The sequence below is a fragment of the Streptomyces sp. S07_1.15 genome (assembly GCF_020739505.1).
Taxonomy (GTDB): Bacteria; Actinomycetota; Actinomycetes; order Streptomycetales; family Streptomycetaceae; genus Streptomyces; species Streptomyces xinghaiensis.
Genome location: NZ_JAJBZK010000001.1, coordinates 1,840,001 through 1,860,328, shown reverse-complemented (window position 1 = coordinate 1,860,328; position 20,328 = coordinate 1,840,001). Strand labels below are relative to the sequence as shown.

Sequence of the window (20,328 nt, the reverse complement as noted above, 5' to 3'; positions counted from 1 at the left end):
GGAAGAAGGACATATGACGGTCCAGAAGGTCGGCGATCAGGATCTCAAGCTCTTCCAGGATGAGATCACCACGCAGTTCGAAAGCATCAAGGGCGAGGTGAAGAAGCTCCAGGGGACCATCGACGGACTCGAGGGCCGCTGGAAGGGCGTCGGCGCCGGCGCCTTCGACCTCAAGCAGAACGAGATCAACCAGGCCATGGTCCGCATCTCGCGCCTGCTGCTCAACTTCCAGGAAGCGATCCAGGTCACCCGCACCACCGCGGGCAACACCGAGGACGAGGTCCAGGCGGCCCTCCGCGGGGTCGACGTGACCGCCGGCTTCTCCGGCGACGCCGCGGCGGAGAAGCAGGCCGTCTCCAACATCGCCAAGTACTGACGAAGGACGCGATCTAGCGCGCCCCTTCCCCGCCCCACCGACACCAACGCCACCAGGAGCATCCATGGCCAACAACAACGGCGACATCATGCTCGTCACCTACTCCTCGCTCGAGGAAGCAGCCAACAGCATCGACGTGAGCGCGCGGCGGCTGGACGAGTCGCTCGAAGCCCTCCAGAAGAAGATCCGTGCGGTGTCGAACACCTTCGAGGGCGAGGCCAAGACCGCGGCCGACGGGGCCCACGCGAAGTGGGACAAGGAGACGCGGATCATCCAGCAGGCCCTGAAGAGCATCGCGAAGGCGGTCCGCGAGGCGGGCCCGACCTACCAGGCCGGCGACAAGAAGGCCGCCAGCCACTTCTGAGCACCGGCCCGGCGGCAGAGCAGCCGCACAGCACAAGAACGGCGGGATGGACGCGCACGGGAGGCGCCCACCCCGCCGTTCTTGCGTTCCGCCGCCCACTGTCTGCCCGGCAGGACAGGAAACCCGAACCGCCTGGTCAGCTCGGCAGCTCGGACGGAAGGTCGCAGCCCGCCTTCTCGTGGGAGAACCGGGCCGCCCCGACGGCGAGATCGGTCAGTCCCCGGTGCACCCGGGAGCCGCTCTCCCCGCCTGCTCCCTTCCCGTCGACGACGACACTGAGGCTGTACGAGCCTCCGGGAACGTTCCCGGGCCCGGCACACGGCACCAGCACGGCCGCCCTGTCCGCCGAGACCACCCCCTTCGAACCGGCAGCGAACGTCTCGTCCTCTTCCGGGCTGCTGCCGTCAAGGGCCTCGGACGCCCAATCCTCCGGCGTAGCTCCCGGAGAGCCGACCGGCACCAACTCCGTCCTGGCGCTGAGCAGAATCTTGCCGTTGCCGGAGACGAAACAGTCGGCGGTGTAATCGGAATCCCCCTGGGCGACGCTTCCGCCGCTCACGGTGTCGTCGAACGAGTACTCGGGCGCGTCGGGGAGGACCCGTTCCAGTGCAGGTGCGGCCTTCTCGGGATCGCCGAGCGACTCACAGACGCTCTCCGCGCCAATGTCGCCGCGCTCCTCGAACGGCGGGACTCCGAGGACATATGCCGCTGTACCCCCCAAGCCGACGACGAAGAGGGCAGCGATGGGGATGGCCGACGACCTGCTTTTGAGGGGATGCGCCCGCGTCCTATGAGGGCTGGCGGTCACTTCGTGGCACCCCGGTGGCCAGTCGCGCTTCCTTCTGGCAATCCACTTTTTCAGCAAAACGACGGGAGGCGGAGTTTATGATGCTCATTTTTTCCCGGTCGACGCCCTTTGCCGTGATCTGCGAGCTGTTGACAAAGATACTTGCGTGTACGTACTTGATCTCGGTTCCCGAGATGTTGACGCTGCACCTGAAATACAGTTTCGCGCCCTCCGGGGTGGTGCCAGCCCATGCGCCGGTATTGAACTCCTGCCCGCTGAGGGATCCTTCCCTCTTCGATTCCTTCGGGTCCGGTAGCGATGCGGCGGACGCGAAACTGAGGTCCAGCAACTCCTTCCCGGTTTCGTCTCCGGCCTTGTATACCTTGCATTCGTACTCCGACCAGCCTTTGTTCGTCTCCAGCTTTCGGGCCGCCTCCTCCAGCGAGAACCGGGACGTCCGCGATGAGGCGCTGGAATCTCCGAGTTCTTCGAACCGGGACTCACCGGATATCTTCTGGAGTGCCTTGGAGGCGTCTTCGTCGAAAGCTGAGTCACAAACCTGCGTGGCGGGCCGTCCGGTGTTCTTCCTCTCTTCGCCGCCGCCAGAACAGGCAATAAGAGTGGCTGCGAGTGCAGTGTACGTGCTTACTGTAACCAATTTCTGTTGTGAGGAGGTGGTAGAGAGAAAGAGAAAACGACCTTGTGTGATCATTCAGTCTCCCCTGTAGGCGGGACGTCCTCGGTAATCGTTCTCGCTGGTGCCGGTGGCGAGGTATGTTGACCTGAGTTCCTCTCTCACCTGCTCCGTGTCCGCTTTGTCTGCCGATTCGGCGTGGTTGAAGTATGCCTCGTAACTCTGTCCGAGGCTTGAAATTCCCCTGTCAAAGAATTCTCGACTGGTCAGCTGTTCCTTTTCCTGGGTTCCCTGCTCTGAACTGCCGACGGAGTCGTCAACTTCCTGGCCCAGGAACGTCTTGAGCGCCTCACCGGCAAGATTGGTTGCGAGCGGAGCGATTGCGACCGCGCCTGCCGCCGCCCCGGGAACGGGGATGCACGCGACTCCGGTGGTGATGGCTGCGCCAATAGCGTACTTACCCCATTCGGCAGACCTGCCCAAAGACTTGTTGTATTCTTCTGCCTCTCCCTGGTAATCCACGCCAGCCTGTTGCACGCGAGAGTGATCCAAGATTCCGCGCGCACGCGCCTCCATGACCAAAGCGTCCCTGCCATGGTCGAATTTTCCGTCACTGGACGGTGGATTGTTGTCAAGAACACTCAAGGTGTAAATGTGCTCGGCCGCTGTCATAATCTTGTGAGAGGTTTCGTTCTGACCCAATACGCTGAGAAAATCGATCGCGCCCTGGTTCCCGAATTCCGCACGTCCTTCGTATCGTGCGGGGAAGTTATCGCCATCCTTCGCGTTGTTGCCTAGGCCGGACAAGCCATAGTTGATGTCATCGATGTAGGCCGCCCCCATCTTGCCCAGGCTGTCGGCTAGTTCGGGCTGCTCGTGCAGCATCTTCGGCCCGTCTTCGCTTCCGTAGAGGAACGCGACCTGTTCCATGACTCCCGCAGTCTCTGCGGTACGTCGATCACCCCCTGCAGCGGCAGATTCCTCGCCAGGCATCGGTGCGGCGTCGTAGGCGTATCCGGTTGTCGCGGCTTCCAGAGCGTGACCGAGTGCATTCCGGCCGGCCACGACCTTGTCGTCTCCGCCCATCATCGGGGCGTCCGACAGCCAGATGCGTTCTTTGGTCAAGTACGCCAGGTTTTTGTTGAGTTCGGATTCCTTGTCCACGGATTCCTCGGTGCCCGGTGGCTGAGCGAAGAATTCGGTCGAGGCGCCCGGGTTATGCCCGAGCGCCTGGAGAAACCCGGTCAACGGGTCGCGGCCGCGGTCATTCTCGCCCCAGTAATTCAGATCTCCATGATTCCAGTTGTTGATCCAAGGACTCATGTGCTCGACGTTCCGCTCCTTGTCGAAGGCGATGAGTCGCTCACCGTACTCGTTAAGAAACCGATCGTCATAGTCGCCGAAACGCATGAGATTGCTCATGACCGCAAAACCTCGTGGATCACTGGCATCGTCGATGCCGAGCTGTTCCGGTCCGAGTTTTACCATCTCTCGCTCCCACTCTGCCATCTGTCGGCTTTGTGTGAGAGTGGCTGTGCCCAATGTGATGCCGAGATTCTTCTGGAGTCGCTTCGCCTCTTCGCCACGCTTCGGTTCGTATCCATATCCCTGGTAAGGATCGGCGATTGCCGCATAGAACTCCAGTACCCTCTTCGGGCCTGCGTCGATGGCGATTTTTTCGGCAAAAAGCGGGTCGTTCTTGTACTTGGCCAACACTCCGTTGAGTGTTGTCAGTTCAGTGTTGGTGACGTCATGTGGGTCCTTTCTCAGGAGCTGGCCCACTTCTTCTGCAGCCTTGATGGCGTCCGCTGCGGAATCGCGGTCCGCGTAGCGCGCCTCCGAAAATCCGTACTCGGCATTGTCGACCAGCGCCTTGAGCGCGGTGGCCGCGGTGGTATCGATCTCGGTGGCCTTGTCCAGGATGCCCTGGAGTTCATCGCGCAGGGCGTCGACGGCTTTCTGGCCGCCCGAGGCCTTGTTGTGGGGGTCCTCCACAGTGAAGCCGCTGCCCCGTGTCCGGACCAGGAGATGGTTCTCCTTGCCTCGCGCGATGGCCTTCAGCAACTCGTTCTTCTGGACTCTCAGCTCGTTACGGGTGTCACGGATGATGTTGCGGATCGACTGCGCCTGAGTGTGGGCGTCGTCGAACTCTCCGGCGGTCTTCCCGATGAACTCGCGCGAGATGGCGGCGTTGTAGCCGCCCCAGTTGGCCTTGTTGGCCTTGCCGCGCAGTCCTTCCCGCGCGCTCTTCTCCAGAGTCTTCAAGTTGTTGACCAGCGTGTCCCACTCGGTGACCGTGTCATCGAGCTTCGCGAAGTTCGCCGAGTGCAGGGCTTCGAAGTCCATTGGCCGCTCCCCTAGTCCTTGTCCTTCGGGCCGTACACCTTGTTCGGCTCGCCCGGGGGTGCGTACGACTCGTCGAAACCCTTGTCCAGAGTCTCGATGCTGCTCACGTGCCGCTGGATCCGGGTGTCGTCCTCGCCGTGCACCTTCTTGGAGAACTCCATGTGGTTCGAGATGAGGGCACAGGCGTCCATGAGGGAGCCCAGTTGCCTGGCCCAGCGGTTCGAGACGTGCTGCAGTGCTTTTCCGAGGGCGAAGCCCTGCTGGTCGATGTCGAACGCCGCGGTATGGATCTGCTCGGGGCGTGCCTTCTTGTCCAGATCCCCGTAGAGCTTGAATGCCTCGTCACCGATTGCCGCCAGGTCCTTCTGGCTGACTTCCAGGTCGCCCGGAGCCGTCCCCGTGTTCGGCCGGTCCTCCTCCGGCAGTTGGTTCAACTGCATCTGCGTCGACTGCCGCTCTGCCGCCGAGGCCTTCAACTGCTCCCACTCGTCCCATGCCATCCGCAGGTGCTCCTTCCCCCGTGTGTCTTACTGACGGACCGCCAGACCAACGCGGCCGAGAACTGGTTCAACCTAGAGACGGCCTACGACTCCTCGCAAGGACTGTCCACAACGTCGGTCTTCACGCGATAGGTCAGGTTGTCGATGGCGTGATCCATTTCCGACTGACCCGGATCCGGCTTCGCCCTGACCGTCAGGCATATGCCGTCGATCTCGTAGCGTTCCACGTCCTCGCCGTCCCCCTCGGCGTCGGTCGCGGAGACGAGATGCGCGACCGGGTCGTCGCCGGGGCCCTTGAGCCGGGGGTCGATGAAGAAGCCCCAGGACCCCTCGCCCACCGGCATCTTGTACTGTCCGCCGTCCTTGCCGGTCTCCAGGTTCAGCGCCGCGTTCTCGACGCGTTCGAGGACCTCCGCGTGGTCCGGACCGGTCTTGAAGACCCCAGCCAGGCGCAGCAGTTCCCCGCACTGCCACACCAGGACCAGCCCCAGAACTCCCAGCAGCACCCGGCGCCACAGGAACGACGCCGCCGACGGCTCGTGGGCCTCGGGGTGCTCGAAGTGCCGGGCCCGGAAGCGCCACCACAGCTTCCGCGGGTCGACGAAGAGGGCGAAGGCGAGGAACGCCACCGCGAAGGCACCGGTGAAGACGGCGGCGCCGATCATCAGCACACCTCCGTCGGCATCAGTCCCGTCTGCACCAGGGGATTGCCGCGCTGGCGCGAGACGAAGAAGCCCCGGCCCGGTGGCATCGGGCGCATCCGGACGCCGCCGAGCACGTCTCCCTCCTGCGGGTCACCGGAGAGCAGCACGCCCTGCGCGCCGAGTTCCATCATCCGCTGCATGAAGGACTCGTAGGCGGCCCGGCTCGCACCGGCCGAGCTGCGGGCGATGATGAAGCGCACCCCCACGTCCCGCGCGAAGGGCAGCATTTCCGTGAGCTGCGCCAGGGGGTTGCCGCTGGACGTGGAGACCAGGTCGTAGTCGTCGACGACCACGTACACCGAGGGGCCGCTCCACCAGCTCCGGTCGCGGAGCTGCCGGGCGGTGACGTCGGCCGGCGGGGTGCGGCGCTTCATCAGGTCGGCCAGCGCCTCCACATGGTGGTCCATGTTGTTGGACATCGGCACGTAGTCGGCCAGGTGCGTGGCCGGGGTGACGTCCAGCAGCGCGCGGCGGTTGTCGACGACGAGGAGCTTGCAGGAGTCGCCGTCGTAGCGCTCGGTGAGCTGCTTGATGAGCAGCCGCAGCAGGTTGGACTTGCCGGACTCGCTCTCGCCGAAGACCAGGAAGAACGGGTCGCGTTCGAAGTCGACGAAGACCGGTTCCAGGTTGTTCTCGTCGATGGCGAAGGCGACCCCGCGCTGCGGGTGCGCCGAGCCCGCCGGCAGGTTCTCCGCCGGCAGCTCGCGGGGGAGCAGCCTGACCTCGGGGGCTCCCGGGCCGGTCCAGTGGCGGCCGACCTCCTGGGTCATCGCGGCCGTGGCCTCGGAGAGGTCGCTGTCGGAGTTGATGGAGTCGATCCGCGGCACCGCGGCCATGAAGTGCAGCTTCTCGGGGGTGAGACCGCGGCCCGGGACGCCGGTCGGCACATTGGCGGCCGCCTTGCGGTCCAGCTCGGAGTCCATCGTGTCACCCAGCCGCAGTTCCAGCCGGTTCATCAGATGGTCCTTGAGATGGGCGCGGACCTCCATCGAGCGCGAGGCGGTGAGGACGAGGTGGACGCCGTAGCCGAGCCCGCGGGCCGCGATGTCGAGGACAGCGTGCTCCAGCCCCTCGTAGTCGCTGCGGAAGTTGCCCCAGCCGTCGATGACCAGGAACACGTCGCCCCACGGCTGGTCCGCCGGGGAGATGTCGCCGCGGGCCCGCAGCCGGCGGTACGTGGCGATGGAGTCGATGCCCGCACCGCGGAAGTACTCCTCGCGCCGCGCCAGGATGCCGTACACCTCGGCCACCGTCCGCCGCACCCGCTCGGGGTCCAGGCGTGAGGCGACTCCGCCCACATGGGGCAGGCCGGCGATCGAGGACAGGCCGCCGCCGCCGAAGTCGAGTCCGTAGAACTGCACCTCCTGCGGCGTGTGGGTCAGTGCGAAGCCGGCGATGAGCGTGCGCAGCAGCGTCGACTTGCCCGACTGCGGGCCGCCGGTGATCTGCATGTGGCCGGCGGCGCCGGAGAAGTCCCGGTAGAGCGTGTCCCGGCGCTGCTCGTACGGCTTGTCGACCACACCGACGGGGACGACGAGCCGGCCGCCCTCGTACCCGGGCCGGGTCAGCCCGCGGCCCGGGACGCCCGCGAGCCCGGGCAGGAGCTCGTCCAGCGGCGGCGGGTTGTCCAGCGGCGGCAGCCACACCTGGTGGGCCTCCGCGCCGCGCCCCTCCAGCCGGCGGACGATGACGTCGAGCACGGTGTCGGCCAGCGCGTCGTCCTCCGGGCGGCGCTGGTCGGGTACCCGGGGACGGGCGGCGGGTTCGGCGTACCGGACGGGCACCGGCGCGGCGGTGAACGCGACGGGCCTGCGGTCCACGGGGAGGGGTCCTCCGGGCGCGGCGGCCCGGTGCGAGGGGGCGCGGTGGACACCGGAGACGTAGGCCGCCTTGAACCGCACCATCTCGTCCGTCCCGAACTTGAGGTAGCCGGAACCGGGGACGTTGGGCAGCTGGTAGGCGTCCGGCACGCCGAGCGCGGCGCGTGATTCGGCCGCGGAGAAGGTGCGCAGGCCGATCCGGTACGAGAGGTAGGTCTCCAGACCGCGCAGCCGGCCCTCCTCCAGCCGCTGCGAGGCGAGCAGCAGATGGACGCCGAGGGAGCGGCCGATCCGGCCGATCTGCACGAACATCTCGATGAAGTCCGGCATGGCGCTGAGGAGTTCGCTGAACTCGTCGATGACGAGCACCAGCGAGGGGATGGGCTGCAGCGGTGCCCCGGCGGCGCGCGCCTTCTCGTAGTCGTGGATGTTGGCGTAGTTGCCGGCGTCGCGCAGCATCTCCTGCCGCCGGTTGAGCTCGCCGCGGATGGAGTCCCCCATCCGGTCGACGAGCGTCAGGTCGTCCGCGAGGTTGGTGATCACCGCGGCGACGTGCGGCATCCGGGACAGCCCGGCGAAGGTGGCGCCGCCCTTGAAGTCCGCGAGGACGAAGTTGAGGGTCTCCGAGGAGTGCGTGACGGCCAGGCCCAGGACCAGCGTGCGCAGCAGCTCCGACTTGCCGGAGCCGGTGGCGCCGACGCACAGGCCGTGCGGGCCCATGCCCTCCTGCGCCGCCTCCTTGAGGTCCAGCATCACGGGTGTGCCGTCCTCGCCGACGCCGATCGGCACCCGGAGCCGCTCGGACTGCGACCGGGGCCGCCAGGTCCGGGCGACGTCGACGGAGGCGGCGTCACCCAGGTTCAGCAGATCGGTGAACTCCAGGTTGGCGAGCAGGGGTTCCGCGTCGTCCCCGCCCGTGGCGACGCGGAGCGGGGCGAGCTGGCGGGCGAGGGCCTCCGCCGCCTCCGGGCTCATCGCGTCGGGCTCCCCGTCGTACACCTGGCCGTGCCCGGACTCCAGCCGGAGGGAGTCCGGGTGCACCACGGCGGACAGGCCGCCGCGCGGACCGCCGGCCTCCCCGGGCACGACCTCGATCAGCGTGACACCCTGCAGGCCCTCGGCCGCGGCGAAGGGCGACACCGGCGGCACCGACCGGCCGTCGAGGACGACGACGATGTGGGGCCGGTCCAGCAGGGGGTGCGCGGCACCCTGGAAGCGGGGCCTGCCCTCCAGCCACGGGGCCAGCAGGTCGTGCAGTTCGTGCGCGTCGGTGGTGATGAGCCGCCGGCTGCCCGCGCCGTCCCCGGGCCCCGGGGCCTGGACGTGCGGGAGCCACTTCGTCCACTCCCAGTGCCGGGCCTCCTCGGGGCCGGCGGCGACGGCGATCACGAGATCCTCGGGCGAGTGGAGTGAGGCGAGGGAGGCCACCATCGCGCGCGTCGCGGAGCGCGCGGACTCCGGCTCGCCGCTGACCGTCAGCTGGTAGAAGGCGCGCAGGGAGACGGCGATCGGGAGACCGTCGAGCGTGGAGTGCGTCGTCAGGAACCGCCGCATCGCGTCCGCGGTGAGCGGCTCCAGGTCGTCCACGGGCGCCGTCTCCGGGCGGACGAGTGGGGTGGCGAGCTGCTGGCTGCCGAGACCGACGCGCACCTGCCCGAAGTCCTCGTCGCCGATCCGGCGTTCCCACACCCGGCTGCCCTCGGCGACCAGCGCCCACAACTGCTCCGGCGACGGGTGCAGGTAGAACTGCCCGGCACGCTGGAGCCGCGCCGTCCGGAGCACCGCGCGCCGGGTCTGCGTCAGGTATTTGAGGTAGTCGCGCCGCAGGTCCGCCAGCTGCCCCTGGGTACCGCGCCGGTAGCGGACCAGCATCGCGATCGCCATGGCGACCGTCGATGCGATCATCACCATGCCCATGATCCGCATGATCGGATTGGGCGTCATGAAGAAGAACACGACCGAGCTGCCCATGCCCAGCATGGGCAGCAACTGCATGAGGGCGCCCTCCTGCTGGCCTCTCGGCAGCTCCGGGGGCGGCTGCAGCCGCAGTTCCTCGTCGGACACCTCGGGGGGCAGGGCCCGTGGCGGGCGCTTGACGACGATCTGGCTCACTGCTCACCAATTCCCTTGCCGGACAGACACATCGCGTTCGGCACCCCCGCGGTGACGGGACCCCTCCGCGCGGAGCGATCCTACTGGCGCACAGCGTGACGGACGGGCGGTAGGGTGGCGCGGCGTCCCGCTACCCGGCCACGAACTGCCCGCGACGGCCCGCCCGTTCGGGACGCGCCACCACGGCCCGCCTCCGCGGCCGCGGTGCGCAGCCACCAGCAAGGACGAGGGGAAGCAGCAGGTGAGTATGACGGCCCCAGCCGCGGCCACCGGAGCCGGGCACCCGCCCTCCGCGACTCCGCCCGGCGGCGGAACCGGCTTCTGCCGGGTCACCGTCGTCGCGCCGGACGGCCGCGTCGACGTCGCACTGCCGGACGACATCCCCGTCGCCGACCTCTGCCCCGAGATCCTCCGCCTCTCCGGGCAGAGCCCCGAAGCCGGGGCCCCGGTGGGATACCACCTGGTGCGCCGCAACGGGACCGTGCTGGACGGCGCGCGGTCCCTCGCCGCGCAGCGCATCCTCGACGGCGAACTGCTCGCCCTGCGCCCCTTCGCCGAATCCCTGCCCCCGGCGGTCTTCGACGACGTGTCGGACGCCGTCGCCTCCGCCGTCGCCCGGGACCGCACGCTGTGGACGGACGACCTGATGCGGGGCGCCGGCCTCTTCGGCGGTTCGGTGCTGCTGGTGCTGCTGGCCTTCGTGCTGTGGACGGCCGCCCCGCGCCACGACACCCACGGACTCCCCGGCATCCTCGCGGCCGTCGCCGGCGTCCTGCTCCTCGCCTTCGCGGGCGTCCGCGCACGGGTCTACGACGACCGGGGCTCGGCGGTGGCGCTGGGCACCGGCGCCCTGGCGAACGCCGCGGTGGCCGGTGCGGGCCTGCTGCCCCCGGCCGCGGGCCAGGGCGTCGGCAAGCTGCAGTTCCTCCTCGCCTGCGCCGCCGTTCTCGTTCTCGCGGTGATCCTGACGGCGGTCGCCCCCGGCGGCGACAGCCCGTTCGTCGCCTTCGTCCTCGCCGCCGCCACCGGACTGCTGGTGACCTTCACCGCGATCACGGCCGGTATGACGGCGAGCGAGACCGCCGCCATCTGCGCCCCGCTCTCCGTGGGCGCGCTCGCCTTCCTGCCCGGGCTCTCCACGCGCTTCGCCCGGCTCCCCATCGGCTTCGAGCCGCCGCGCACCACCCGGGGCGGCCACGGGGCGGACCCGGACCCCCAGGGGCCGGTGGACGCCGAGCGCGTCGCCGCCCGGGCGCGGCGCGGCCACGAGCTGCTGGTCGGCCTGGTCGGCGGCTGCGCGCTGGTGGCCGTGGGCTCGGCCGCCGTGCTCGGCTTCTCCGGCCAGGTCTGGGGCCAGCTGCTCGCGCTGGCGACGGGCGTCGCCATGCTGATGCGCGCCCACCTCTTCCGCTACACCTCGCAGGTCGGCTGCGCCCTCGCCGCCGGCCTCGGGGCGCTGGTGCTGCTCGGGCTCGGGCTCGCCCTCAATCCGCCCGCGGCGCTGGTCCGGGACGCCCTGCGGGGCGACGGCGCGGCGCTGGACCTCCGCACGGTCTGGCTCGCCGCCGCGATCGCCGCGGTGGCCGCGGTGGTCGTCGCCCTGGGGCTGATCGTGCCCTGGAAGGGCGTGACCCCGTTCTGGGGCCGCTTCCTGGAGATCGCCGAGGCCTTCGTCCTGCTGACCCTGATCCCGCTCTGTCTCGCGGTCTTCGACGTGTACCACTCCCTCCGGGCGCTGACCTCCTGAGCGGTGCTGGTACGCTGTGTGACGGCCGTTTGTGTACGCACCCCCGGAGCCTGCGGGCTCTGGGCGCAGCGCTCATCGGACCCCCGCCTCCGAGTCACGGAAGCCCCCCTGAGACCAAGACCAGGGGCACTCGTGGGCGCATCGAACACCACAGAGGAGTACCGCGTGTCGCTCGACGCCGCTACGAAGAAGCAGATCATGGCCGAGTTCGCGACCAAGGAGGGTGACACCGGTTCCCCCGAGGTCCAGGTCGCGATGCTCTCCCGCCGCATCTCGGACCTCACCGAGCACCTCAAGACCCACAAGCACGACCACCACTCCCGCCGTGGTCTGCTGCTCCTGGTCGGCCAGCGCCGCCGGCTGCTGCAGTACCTGGCGAAGAAGGACATCCAGCGCTTCCGCGCGCTCGTGGAGCGCCTGGGCATCCGCCGCGGCGCGGCGGGCGCGAAGTAAGACGCCGTGAAGGGAGCGGCTCCCACGCCGGGGGCCGCTCCCTTCGCCGTATGCGCCGTCCGTGCGCCTGTGCGCCGCGCAGCGCCGGACACCGGCCGGACCGCTCCGTCGTGTGACGGAAGCGGAAGCTTTGTAGTCTGGTCGGAACAAGAGAACAACGTATGAGGGGGAGCGCCACCCCACCGCAGCACCGCGCCACAGGCGCCGGTCCTCGGTAGTGGCCGTCGGAGGCAGCCGTCTCCGGAGGCTTCGATCGAAGACCGGCCCGGCCCGCGGGGCGAGCGGCAGGGACGCTCCGCCGCCATCGTCCCCCGCCACACGGGCAGGGGGACGCAGACGAGGAGATTTTCCTGGTGGAGAACGAGACCCACTACGCCGAGGCCGTCATCGACAACGGTTCCTTCGGCACCCGCACCATCCGTTTCGAGACGGGCCGTCTGGCCCGTCAGGCCGCCGGCTCCGCCGTGGCCTACCTGGACGACGACACCATGGTGCTGTCGGCCACCACCGCGTCCAAGAACCCCAAGGAACAGCTCGACTTCTTCCCGCTGACGGTCGACGTCGAGGAGCGGATGTACGCCGCCGGGCGCATCCCCGGCTCGTTCTTCCGCCGGGAGGGCCGCCCCTCCGAGGACGCGATCCTCACCTGCCGCCTGATCGACCGGCCGCTGCGCCCCTCCTTCAAGAAGGGCCTGCGCAACGAGATCCAGATCGTCGAGACGATCATGGCGCTCAACCCCGACCACCTCTACGACGTGGTCGCGATCAACGCCGCCTCCTGCTCCACGCAGCTTGCGGGCCTGCCCTTCTCCGGCCCGATCGGCGGCACCCGCGTCGCCCTGATCAACGGCCAGTGGGTGGCCTTCCCCACCCACTCCGAGCTGGAGAACGCCGTCTTCGACATGGTCGTCGCGGGCCGTGTCCTGGAGGACGGCGACGTCGCGATCATGATGGTCGAGGCCGAGGCCACCACCAAGACCGTCGAGCTGGTCAAGGGCGGCGCCGAGGCGCCCACCGAGGAGGTCGTCGCCGCCGGTCTGGAGGCCGCGAAGCCCTTCATCAAGGCGCTCTGCAAGGCGCAGGCCGACCTCGCCGCGAAGGCCGCCAAGCCGGTCGGCGAGTTCCCGCTCTATCTGGAGTTCCAGGACGACGTCCTGGAGGCGCTGACCCACGCGGTCCGCGACGAGCTCGCCCAGGCGCTCACCATCCCCGGCAAGCAGGCCCGCGAGGCCGAACTGGACCGGGTCAAGGCGCTGGCCGCCGAGAAGCTGCTGCCGCAGTTCGAGGGGCGCGAGAAGGAGATCTCGGGCGCCTACCGCGCGCTGACCAAGTCCCTGGTGCGCGAGCGGGTCATCAAGGACAAGGTCCGCATCGACGGCCGCGGTGTCACGGACATCCGCACCCTCGCCGCCGAGGTCGAGGCGATCCCGCGGGTGCACGGCTCGGCGCTGTTCGAGCGCGGTGAGACCCAGATCCTGGGCGTCACCACCCTCAACATGCTCCGCATGGAGCAGATGCTGGACACGCTCGCGCCCGAGACGCGCAAGCGCTACATGCACAACTACAACTTCCCGCCGTTCTCCGTCGGCGAGACGGGCCGCGTCGGTTCGCCGAAGCGCCGCGAGATCGGCCACGGCGCGCTCGCGGAGCGGGCGATCCTCCCGGTCCTCCCGAGCCGCGAGGAGTTCCCGTACGCCATCCGGCAGGTCTCCGAGGCGCTGGGCTCCAACGGCTCGACGTCCATGGGCTCGGTCTGCGCCTCCACCATGTCGCTGATGAACGCCGGTGTGCCGCTCAAGGCGCCCGTCGCGGGCATCGCGATGGGCCTGATCTCCCAGGAGATCGACGGCGAGACGCACTACGTCACCCTCACCGACATCCTCGGTGCGGAGGACGCCTACGGCGACATGGACTTCAAGGTCGCCGGCACCCGGCAGTTCATCACCGCCCTCCAGCTCGACACCAAGCTGGACGGCATCCCGGCCTCCGTGCTGGCCGCGGCCCTCAAGCAGGCCCGCGACGCCCGCCTGCACATCCTGGACGTGATGAACGAGGCCATCGACGTCCCGGACGAGATGTCCCCGAACGCCCCGCGGATCATCACCGTCAAGATCCCGGTGGACAAGATCGGTGAGGTCATCGGCCCCAAGGGCAAGATGATCAACCAGATCCAGGAGGACACCGGCGCCGACATCACCATCGAGGACGACGGCACCATCTACATCGGTGCCGCCGTCGGCTCCGCCGCCGAGGCCGCCCGCGCGGTCATCAACGGCATCGCCAACCCGACGATGCCGGAGGTCGGCGAGCGCTACCTGGGCACGGTCGTCAAGACCACCACCTTCGGTGCCTTCGTCTCGCTGATGCCGGGCAAGGACGGCCTGCTGCACATCTCGCAGATCCGCAAGCTCGCCGGCGGCAAGCGCGTGGAGAACGTCGAGGACGTGCTCAAGGTCGGCGCGAAGGTCCAGGTCGAGATCGCCGAGATCGACCAGCGCGGCAAGCTCTCGCTGATCCCCGTCATGGACGAGGAGGGCGGCGACGCCGCCAAGCCCGAGGCCCAGCCGCAGACGAAGGACGAAGCCGCCAAGTGACCTCCCTGCCCCCTGCGGGCGGATCACACCGCCCGACGGCCCGCACCTCCTCGGAGGGGCGGGCCGTCGGCCGTACCGAAACGCTCCTCCCGGGCGACAACGGCACCGGCACGGTCCGCCGCACCACCCTCCCCGGCGGCCTGCGGGTCGTCACCGAAACCCTTCCGACGGTCCGCTCGGTCACCTTCGGCATCTGGGCGCGCGTCGGCTCCCGCGACGAGACCCCGGCCCTGGGCGGCGCCACGCACTACCTGGAGCACCTGCTCTTCAAGGGCACCGGGCGGCGCAGCGCGCTGGACATCTCCGCCGCGCTGGACGCCGTGGGCGGCGAGATGAACGCCTTCACGACCAAGGAGTACACGTGCTACTACGCACGGGTGCTCGACCGTGACGTCCCGCTGGCCGTCGACGTCCTCTGCGACATGCTCACGGGTTCGGTCATCGACGCGGCCGAGGTCGAGGCCGAGCGCGGGGTGATCCTCGAAGAGATCGCCATGACGGAGGACGACCCGGACGACTGCGTCCACGATCTCTTCACCCGCACCATGCTCGGCGACAGCCCGCTCGGCCGCCCGGTCCTGGGCACCGTCGAGACGGTCGAGGGGCTCACCCGCGACCGCGTCGCCCGTTTCTACAAGAAGCACTACGACCCGACGCACCTGGTCGTCACCGCCGCGGGCAACGTCGACCACGACCGGATCACCGGACTGGTCCACGCCGCCTTCGAACAGGCGGGCGCGCTGTCCCGTACGGACGCGGAGCCGGTCGGCCCGCGCTCCGGCAGCCGCGCCGTCCGCGCCGCCGGACGGGTCGATCTGCTCAGCCGGAGCACCGAGCAGGCGCACGTCGTGCTGGGCATGCCCGGTCTGCCCCGCACCGACGAACGCCGCTGGGCGCTCGGCGTCCTCAACACCGCGCTCGGCGGCGGCATGAGCTCCCGGCTCTTCCAGGAGATCCGGGAGAAGCGCGGACTGGCCTACTCCGTCTACTCCTTCACCACGGGCTTCGCCGACTGCGGGCTCTTCGGCGTCTACGCCGGCTGCCGTCCCGGCCAGGTCCACGACGTCCTCAAGCTCTGCCGCGACGAGCTGGAACAGGCCGCCCTGCACGGGCTGACCGACGAGGAGATCCGGCGGGCCACGGGACAGCTGTCCGGCTCCACGGTCCTCGGTCTGGAGGACACCGGCGCGCTGATGCACCGCATCGGCAAGGGCGAGCTCGTCTGGGGCGACCAGCTGTCGGTCGACGACATGCTCGCCCGGATCGCGGCCGTCACCCCGGACGAGGTCCGCGAGGTGGCGCGTGATCTGCTGGGACAGCGGCCCTCGCTGTCGGTCATCGGGCCGCTCAAGGACCGGCAGGCCGACCGTCTCCACGAGGTGGTGGCCTGACGGCCCGCCCGGCCGCGGCGGCACACTGGAAGCCGGCGCGTCAGCTCACCGGCCGCCGCCGGCCCACGGCGGGCCGGCCGGCCGGTCCACGGAAGAAGTGAGGAACAACCCGCCATGAGCAGCAAGCTCCGAGTGGCAGTCCTGGGCGCCCAGGGGCGCATCGGGTCCGAGGCCGTCCGCGCGGTGGAGTCCGCCGAGGACATGGAGCTCGTCGCCGCGCTCGACCGCGACGACGAGCCGGCCGCGCTGACCGCGGCGAAGGCCGAGGTCACGGTCGATCTCACCCATCCCGACGCGGTGATGGGCAATCTGGACTTCCTGATCCGCAACGGCATCCACGCCGTGGTCGGCACCACCGGCTGGACCGACGAGCGCCTGGAGACCGTACGCGGACTGCTCGCCGAGTCCCCCGGAACCGGTGTGCTCATCGCGCCCAACTTCTCCATCGGCGCCGTGCTGACGATGGAGTTCGCGCGGAAGGCGGCCCGCTGGTTCGAGTCCTCCGAGGTCGTCGAACTGCACCACCCGAACAAGGCGGACGCCCCGTCCGGCACGGCGACCCGCACCGCCCAGCTCATCGCCGGAGCCCGGCGCGAGGCCGGCCGCGGCCCCCAGCCCGACGCCACCACCACGGCGCTCGACGGGGCGCGCGGCGCCGACGTGGACGGCGTACCGGTGCACTCGGTGCGGCTGCGCGGGCTGCTCGCGCACCAGGAGGTGCTGTTCGGCGATACCGGCGAGACGCTCACCATCCGGCACGACTCCCTGCACCACAGCTGCTTCATGCCGGGCATCCTGCTCGGCGTACGGCGCGTGGGCTCGACGCCCGGCCTCACCTTCGGCCTGGAACACTTCATGGACCTGGACTGACGGCCGTGCGCGACAAGATCACCTACAGCGTTCTCGCGGCGGTCCTCTGCGTCTACTTCGTGCTGGCCGGCGGCCGGGGCCTGGCGCTGATCGGGCAGGGCACGGTGGTGACCGTCACCTTCGGCGTCTCCGTGCTGGTGATACCGCTGATCGGCGTGTGGTTCCTGTGGCAGACCACGCGTTTCGCCCGCGACGCGGACCGGCTCGCCGCCGAACTGGAGGCGGAGGGCGGCCTGCCCGTCGACGAGCTGGTCCGGACCCCGAGCGGCCGGATCGACCGCGACTCGGCCGACGCCGTCTTCGCCCGCCGCAAGGCCGAGGCGGAGGCGGCACCGGGGGACTGGCGGGTCTGGTTCCGGCTCGCCGTCGCCTACCGCGACGCCCGGGACACGCCCCGCGCCCGCAAGGCCATGCAGCGGGCCATCGCCCTGCACGACGGCCGTCCCGTCCGCGCCTGAGCCCGCGCCGTGCTCGCGGCCCGTGGGCCCGCCGCCGCGCGGTGGCGGGCACCGCGTACCCGGGTACCGGCCCCTCGGGGGCGCACCGGCGCGCGGTGGAGCCCGGGATGCCGGCGGACGGCGCCGCTCTCAGCGGCCGTAGTGCGCGGCCCAGCCCTCCACCGCGTCCGCCGCCCGGTCGAAGGCCCCGGGGCGGCCCAGGAAGTCAGCGTTGTGGTCGGTGAGCAGCGGCCGCAGCGGCTCCTTGCCGTCGGGCGACGCGACCAGCGCCTGGCCCTGCACGGTGCGCGGCAGCCCGAGCCACTTCACCGGCTGCTGGACGGTACGGACCCGGGACAGCCGCTGCCAGGGCACGGTGCGGGTGGTGAGCAGGGAGACCTGCCGCAGTCCCTGCGCGCTGACCCACGCGCCCATGCGCAGCACCCGCAGCGCCAGCACGATCACGACGGCGGCCGAGGTCATCGCCGTGATCGTTCCGGACAGCGCGCCCGCCAGGGCGACGATCACCGCCGCGACGAGCATGTACGAGGCCAGCAGCAGCAGAAGCGCGGCCGCCCCGACCCGCCAGGGGCCGGGGCGGTACGGGCGGCGCCAGCGGTTCTCGTCGTGGTGCGGCAGGGCGATGTCGTCCGCGGCCTCGTCGAATGCGCGGTCGGCCGTCAGGAAGGTCAGGGGCACGACTGGTCCTCACTCGTATGCACGCTCGAACAGGCTGTGCCCGGTGAGATTATCGACCCGCACCCGGTCCCGACCACCTCAGGGCCCCGGCCCCGGGCGGCGGCCGTTCCCGGCGGCCCCGCGGACGCCCCCGCACCGGCCCGTAAGCTGGGCGCCGCCCAGAGACACCAGGGAAGGACCCGACCGTGACCGACGCCTCAGCCGAGAGCGCCAAGCCGAGCTTCCGCAGCGATGTGACCGTCGAGCTCGTGAAGCACAGCGCGTCCGACACCGACGTGCTGTGGGCCGCCCGTGTCTCGACCGCCGGGGAACAGTCCCTCGACGAGCTCCGGAAGGACCCGGAGCGCTCCAAGGGGCTGATCAACTACCTGATGCGCGACCGTCACGGCAGCCCCTTCGAGCACAACTCGATGACCTTCTTCATCAGCGCGCCGATCTTCGTCTTCCGCGAGTTCCACCGGCACCGGGCGGGCTGGTCGTACAACGAGGAGTCCGGCCGCTACCGCGAGCTCCAGCCGGTGTTCTACGTCCCGGGCGGGGACCGCAGGCTGGTCCAGGAGGGCCGGCCCGGCCAGTACCGGTTCGTGGAGGGCTCGGCGGAACAGCGCGCCCTGACCGGCCGGGTCATGGAGGAGAGCTACCGCCAGGCCTACGAGGCCTACCAGGAGATGCTGGCCGCGGGCGTCGCCCGCGAGGTCGCCCGGGCGGTGCTCCCCGTCGGCCTCTTCTCCTCCATGTACGCCACGTGCAACGCGCGCTCGCTGATGCACTTCCTGGGGCTGCGCACCCGGCACGAGCAGGCGGCGGTCCCCTCCTTCCCGCAGCGCGAGATCGAGATGGTGGGGGAGCGGATGGAGGCGGAGTGGGCGCGGCTCATGCCCCTCACCCACGCCGCCTTCAACGCCAACGGGCGTGTCGCACCCTAGGTCCGGGATGTCCGGATACGCCGTGCGAGGCGCCCGTATTGCGGCGTTTTACGAGGTTCCTCTAGGGTGAGAAACCGGACCCGGCACTGCCTGAACCCCCGAGCAGGCAGTGCCGGGTTCCACTTCACGGCTCCCCGAGGGAGCGCCTCGCGGTGCGCTACGAGTAGCGTGGGACCCATGGCTCCGACCTCCACTCCTCAGACCCCGTTCGGGCGGGTCCTGACCGCCATGGTCACTCCGTTCACCGCGGACGGCATCCTCGACCTCGACGGCGCCCAGCGCCTCGCCGCCCACCTGGTGGACGCCGGCAACGACGGCATCGTCGTCAACGGCACCACCGGTGAGTCCCCGACCACCAGCGACGGCGAGAAAGCCGATATCGTCCGCGCCGTGGTCGAGGCCGTCGGCGACCGGGCCCATGTCGTCGCCGGAGCCAGCACCAACGACACCCGGCACAGCGTCGAGCTGGCGCGTGCCGCCGAGGCGGCCGGGGCGCACGGCCTGCTGGCCGTCACCCCGTACTACAGCAAGCCGCCGCAGGAGGGCCTCTACCGGCACTTCTCGGCCATCGCCGACGCGACGGGCCTGCCCGTCATGCTCTACGACATCCCCGGCCGCAGCGGCGTCCCGATCAACACCGAGACGATCGTCCGGCTCGCCGAGCACCCGCGGATCGTCGCCAACAAGGACGCCAAGGGCGACCTCGGCCGCGCCAGCTGGGCCCTCGCCCGCAGCGGCCTCGCCTGGTACTCCGGCGACGACATGCTCAACCTGCCGCTGCTCTCGGTCGGCGCCGTGGGCTTCGTCTCCGTCGTCGGCCACATCGTCACCCCCGAGCTGCGCGCCCTGCTCGAAGCGCACCTCTCCGGCGACGTCCAGAAGGCGACCGAGATCCACCAGAAGCTGCTGCCCGTCTTCACCGGCATGTTCCGCACCCAGGGCGTCATCACGACCAAGGCCGTGCTCAGCCGGCTGGGGCTCCCCGGCGGTCCGCTCCGGCTGCCGCTCGTCGAGCTCTCCGAGGAGGAGACCGAGCAGCTCAGGCGCGATCTGGCGGCCGGCGGGGTACAGCTCTGAACAACGGCACGACCGCACCACCGCATCACCGCACAACTCCACAACGACATCAAACGCACGTGCACGCATGTCACGCGCGCCACGCCCTCTCCGCCATGCCCCGCCGCCCGTTGCGCGCGGCGGGGCATGGCGGGGGAGACGGTCGCGCGTGGTGAGGAGAGTCTTTTGAGTCATCCGCATCCCGAGCTCGGCCCGCCGCCGGAACTCCCCCAGGGCGGCCTCCGCGTCACCCCGCTCGGCGGTCTCGGCGAGATCGGCCGCAACATGACCGTCTTCGAGTACGGCGGACGCCTGCTGATCGTCGACTGCGGGGTGCTCTTCCCCGAGGAGGAGCAGCCCGGAGTTGACCTGATCCTGCCGGACTTCACGTCCATCCGGGACCGTCTCGACGACATCGACGGCATCGTGCTCACGCACGGCCACGAGGACCACATCGGCGGCGTCCCCTACCTGCTCCGCGAAAAGCAGGACATCCCCGTGATCGGCTCCAA

At 69.7% G+C, this 20,328-nt stretch carries 18 protein-coding genes (1 of these 18 running past the window's edge); 11 read left to right on the top strand and 7 right to left on the bottom strand.

The genetic code is table 11. The features are described 5' to 3' along the window. Window positions 1–13: 13 nt before the first annotated feature. Together LIX60_RS07840 and LIX60_RS07835 are read left to right on the top strand one after the other, a co-directional pair. On the top strand, window positions 14–376 hold the full coding sequence (locus tag LIX60_RS07840) for a WXG100 family type VII secretion target (RefSeq protein ID WP_019709771.1): 363 nt from the start codon (window positions 14–16) through the stop codon (window positions 374–376). A 64-nt stretch (window positions 377–440) separates the two neighbouring features. Next, window positions 441–740, top strand: a complete 300-nt coding sequence (locus LIX60_RS07835) for a WXG100 family type VII secretion target (protein ID WP_227957811.1) — start codon at window positions 441–443, stop codon at window positions 738–740. A gap of 136 nt (window positions 741–876) precedes the next feature. Here the strand turns inward: LIX60_RS07835 and LIX60_RS07830 are convergent, their stop codons facing one another. The 6 genes from LIX60_RS07830 to eccCa all read right to left on the bottom strand — a co-directional run bounded on the left by LIX60_RS07830 (window position 877) and on the right by eccCa (window position 9,643). Further along, entirely contained in the window at window positions 877–1,548 is a 672-nt protein-coding gene (locus LIX60_RS07830) for a hypothetical protein (protein ID WP_227957809.1), read from the bottom strand. Next, window positions 1,529–2,239: a hypothetical protein gene (locus LIX60_RS07825; RefSeq protein ID WP_227957808.1), complete on the bottom strand. Its 711-nt coding sequence runs from the start codon at window positions 2,237–2,239 to the stop codon at window positions 1,529–1,531. The genes LIX60_RS07830 and LIX60_RS07825 overlap by 20 nt, the downstream gene beginning before the upstream one ends. Beyond that, window positions 2,240–4,507 (bottom strand): DUF6571 family protein, encoded by a 2,268-nt coding sequence (locus LIX60_RS07820; protein WP_227957807.1) that lies wholly within the window; start codon window positions 4,505–4,507, stop codon window positions 2,240–2,242. It lies immediately after the preceding gene. A gap of 11 nt (window positions 4,508–4,518) precedes the next feature. Continuing rightward, a complete protein-coding gene (locus tag LIX60_RS07815; RefSeq protein ID WP_227957806.1) occupies window positions 4,519–5,007 on the bottom strand; it encodes a hypothetical protein in 489 nt (162 codons plus the stop codon). 83 nt (window positions 5,008–5,090) lie between these two features. Beyond that, window positions 5,091–5,672, bottom strand: coding sequence for a hypothetical protein (locus LIX60_RS07810; protein WP_227957805.1), 582 nt, complete (start codon window positions 5,670–5,672; stop codon window positions 5,091–5,093). Beyond that, a complete protein-coding gene (eccCa, locus tag LIX60_RS07805) occupies window positions 5,672–9,643 on the bottom strand; it encodes a type VII secretion protein EccCa (RefSeq protein ID WP_227957804.1) in 3,972 nt (1,323 codons plus the stop codon). The genes LIX60_RS07810 and eccCa overlap by 1 nt, the downstream gene beginning before the upstream one ends. Before the next feature lie 247 nt (window positions 9,644–9,890). On the opposite strand from eccCa, the gene eccD reads away from it, so the two are divergent. The 6 genes from eccD (at window position 9,891) to LIX60_RS07775 (ending at window position 17,156) form a co-directional block, all read left to right on the top strand. After that, on the top strand, window positions 9,891–11,390 hold the full coding sequence (gene eccD, locus LIX60_RS07800) for a type VII secretion integral membrane protein EccD (protein ID WP_227957803.1): 1,500 nt from the start codon (window positions 9,891–9,893) through the stop codon (window positions 11,388–11,390). A gap of 165 nt (window positions 11,391–11,555) precedes the next feature. Beyond that, window positions 11,556–11,843, top strand: coding sequence for a 30S ribosomal protein S15 (rpsO, locus tag LIX60_RS07795; protein ID WP_227957802.1), 288 nt, complete (start codon window positions 11,556–11,558; stop codon window positions 11,841–11,843). A 353-nt stretch (window positions 11,844–12,196) separates the two neighbouring features. Next, window positions 12,197–14,437 carry a polyribonucleotide nucleotidyltransferase gene (locus LIX60_RS07790; RefSeq protein WP_227957801.1) on the top strand — a complete coding sequence of 747 codons (2,241 nt, stop codon included), beginning with the start codon at window positions 12,197–12,199 and terminating at the stop codon, window positions 14,435–14,437. A 5-nt stretch (window positions 14,438–14,442) separates the two neighbouring features. Beyond that, complete coding sequence (locus LIX60_RS07785) at window positions 14,443–15,828, top strand: pitrilysin family protein (protein WP_227962665.1); 1,386 nt, start codon at window positions 14,443–14,445, stop codon at window positions 15,826–15,828. A 114-nt stretch (window positions 15,829–15,942) separates the two neighbouring features. Next, the gene (gene dapB / locus LIX60_RS07780) at window positions 15,943–16,698 is read left to right on the top strand and encodes a 4-hydroxy-tetrahydrodipicolinate reductase (protein ID WP_227957800.1); all 756 of its coding nucleotides are present in this window, start codon (window positions 15,943–15,945) and stop codon (window positions 16,696–16,698) included. A 5-nt stretch (window positions 16,699–16,703) separates the two neighbouring features. Further along, window positions 16,704–17,156: a tetratricopeptide repeat protein gene (locus LIX60_RS07775; protein ID WP_019709759.1), complete on the top strand. Its 453-nt coding sequence runs from the start codon at window positions 16,704–16,706 to the stop codon at window positions 17,154–17,156. A gap of 129 nt (window positions 17,157–17,285) precedes the next feature. Here the strand turns inward: LIX60_RS07775 and LIX60_RS07770 are convergent, their stop codons facing one another. Then, entirely contained in the window at window positions 17,286–17,834 is a 549-nt protein-coding gene (locus LIX60_RS07770; protein WP_227957799.1) for a hypothetical protein, read from the bottom strand. Between the two features lie 185 nt (window positions 17,835–18,019). Between LIX60_RS07770 and thyX the strand changes: the two genes are divergently transcribed. The 3 genes from thyX to LIX60_RS07755 form a co-directional block, all read left to right on the top strand. Beyond that, a complete protein-coding gene (gene thyX, locus LIX60_RS07765; protein WP_019709757.1) occupies window positions 18,020–18,760 on the top strand; it encodes an FAD-dependent thymidylate synthase in 741 nt (246 codons plus the stop codon). A 177-nt stretch (window positions 18,761–18,937) separates the two neighbouring features. Beyond that, window positions 18,938–19,837: a 4-hydroxy-tetrahydrodipicolinate synthase gene (gene dapA / locus LIX60_RS07760; protein WP_227957798.1), complete on the top strand. Its 900-nt coding sequence runs from the start codon at window positions 18,938–18,940 to the stop codon at window positions 19,835–19,837. 165 nt (window positions 19,838–20,002) lie between these two features. Further along, on the top strand, window positions 20,003–20,328 hold the 5' portion of the coding sequence (locus LIX60_RS07755) for a ribonuclease J (protein WP_227957797.1). It continues 1,360 nt past the right edge of the window; the window shows 326 of its 1,686 coding nt (coding positions 1–326); its start codon is at window positions 20,003–20,005; its stop codon lies off the right edge, out of view.

Coding starts and splice junctions, on each gene's coding strand:
- LIX60_RS07840 (WP_019709771.1), top strand. CDS start 14: ATGACGGTCCAGAAGGTCGGCGATCAGGATCTCAAGCTCTTCCAGGAT.
- LIX60_RS07835 (WP_227957811.1), top strand. CDS start 441: ATGGCCAACAACAACGGCGACATCATGCTCGTCACCTACTCCTCGCTC.
- LIX60_RS07825 (WP_227957808.1), bottom strand. CDS start 2,239: ATGATCACACAAGGTCGTTTTCTCTTTCTCTCTACCACCTCCTCACAA.
- LIX60_RS07820 (WP_227957807.1), bottom strand. CDS start 4,507: ATGGACTTCGAAGCCCTGCACTCGGCGAACTTCGCGAAGCTCGATGAC.
- LIX60_RS07815 (WP_227957806.1), bottom strand. CDS start 5,007: ATGGCATGGGACGAGTGGGAGCAGTTGAAGGCCTCGGCGGCAGAGCGG.
- LIX60_RS07810 (WP_227957805.1), bottom strand. CDS start 5,672: ATGATCGGCGCCGCCGTCTTCACCGGTGCCTTCGCGGTGGCGTTCCTC.
- eccD (WP_227957803.1), top strand. CDS start 9,891: ATGACGGCCCCAGCCGCGGCCACCGGAGCCGGGCACCCGCCCTCCGCG.
- dapB (WP_227957800.1), top strand. CDS start 15,943: ATGAGCAGCAAGCTCCGAGTGGCAGTCCTGGGCGCCCAGGGGCGCATC.
- dapA (WP_227957798.1), top strand. CDS start 18,938: ATGGCTCCGACCTCCACTCCTCAGACCCCGTTCGGGCGGGTCCTGACC.